At 54.9% G+C, this 1,889-nt stretch carries 1 pseudogene; it reads right to left on the bottom strand.

The annotated features are described in order from the left end of the window. Nucleotides 1-33: 33 nt before the first annotated feature. Nucleotides 34-1,889, bottom strand: a pseudogene (locus BHE89_RS15985) (hypothetical protein); the annotation flags it as partial.

The raw sequence follows: 1,889 nt of genomic DNA, 5'->3' as shown, positions 1-1,889 counted from the left end.
CCGGTCTGAACCGGGCTTTGAGAGGAATGAACCTTAGTTCATCGTGACAGCTTCGGATTTGCCACCAGAGTCATCGACCCCAACCAGAGAAATGGTCGGCATCGTTTCATAGGTGCCCTTGCTGATAGTTACTCGATCAGAGCTGATGCTCTGCAACTCACCGGCAATGGTCCATTCGTAGGACTTCATGCGGCCATCGGTATCTTCGCAGTTCGCATAGACGATCCACGACCCAACGGTCTCTCGTGAGCTCAAGCTACATGCAGGCAACTTGTTCTCTGCCACATTGATGTTCACCTCACCCTCAGCTTCATGCCCCATCTCTGAGGTTATTTTCAGCTTGATGCTGTGCTCACCAGCGCCCAGAGTTGCTCTGCCGTAGTAACCGCTGCTTTCCAACGGCGTACCATCTACCGAGTAGACGCGAGTCGAAATACGGTCGCGTGGGTGGCCGCCAGAAATGTACGGTCGCAACAGCACATCCAGAGGCTCACGCTCGTATTTGTTCGAGCCAGAGTATTGCAGGTCGATAGCATAGGGCTCTGCCTGGCCGATCTTGAGCGGTTGCTCGATCACGGTTTCATGGCCGCGAGCATCACGGACAGTCACCTTGATGTTGTAATCGCCCGGCTCATTGATCACAAAGGACCGGACAATATCCTGCCGCTGATCCTGAATCACTGCGCCTTCCGGCAACTCCCACTCGTAGGTCGGTTCTTCCAGCTTGCCGTTGAAGGCAATTGGCCGCACTGACGCGGTGATCGTCGCAGGAGCCACGTCAGCGTTCTTCCTGACCTGCATTCCGAAGCTCGGCCATACATACTGCCACACGCGGGAGCGTAGGCTATGCGAGGCTTCTGCACCCTGATCTCGGTATCCTTCGATCCAGGTGGTGTACTTCGTTTCTACAGTAGCCTGGTTGAGGTCAGTGTCCGAAGGCACGTACTCAGCAGTATCACCCTGCACAATCGAGCCATCAGGCAGCGTGAAGAACCCGTTCAGCTTCACGTCCATCCCACGGTAAGGCAGGCTGGTTTCGGCTTTGAACACATACTTCTTGCCGGTCTCAATAACTCGCGGCCCTGTCACGTAAGGACGAGGTGCCTTCACTGCTCGGAAGTCAACCGCCGTTTTCGCAACTTCATAGGCATAGCCGTCATCAGCCGGGGCCGTGGCAGAGCGCACACGAGCCCACAGGCGGTATCGGGTTTCTTCATCGCTCGAAAGCGTGATGCTATCCCCTGTCTGCGCGTAGGTTTTGCCACCGTCAGTGGACCACTCAACAACGGCATTGCCACCGGAGATTGGCTCATCGTTCAACGTCAGGTTCGCGGTGTACTTGCCTTCACTTCCCACAAACAACGTGGTCGGGCCGACAACAGCAATATCAGGTTTGTCGTAAGCGACAACACTGACCGCTTCGGTGTACTTTTCCGCGCCTGAGTTGACGTTCACCACCTTGGCTCGAACCTGGTACTCACCTTTGTCGAAGGTCTTCACAAGCTGATACTTGTATCGATCTTCTGGGATGAACTGTTCCCAGGTTTTACCGTCGTCCTTACTGGTTTCCCACACAACCTGGCCGGTAGCCCGGAGATCCTGACGGTCATCCAGAGATAACTTGAACACAGCAGTGAACGGAGCTTCACCAGACAACTTGCGAGCCTCTACTCCAGCACCGATGGCTCCACCACGAAGCACTGTCAAGAAGGCAGGTCTGATAGACAACTCTGTGCGGTTGTAACCCTCAACAGGGCTTTCCAGAACAGCCTCAGCGGCGATACGGACAGAGGAAGTATCCACACCAGACAGGTCTACTGAGAACTGAGCTTCACCGTTCGATGCTTCCGCATAATCAGTGAGAGCAACCGTCTCGTTGTAGGCCTTTT

Source organism: Shigella sp. FC1967, assembly GCF_001743005.1.
Lineage (GTDB): Bacteria > Pseudomonadota > Gammaproteobacteria > Enterobacterales > Enterobacteriaceae > Proteus.
This window is presented reverse-complemented; position numbering and strand designations above follow the sequence as displayed.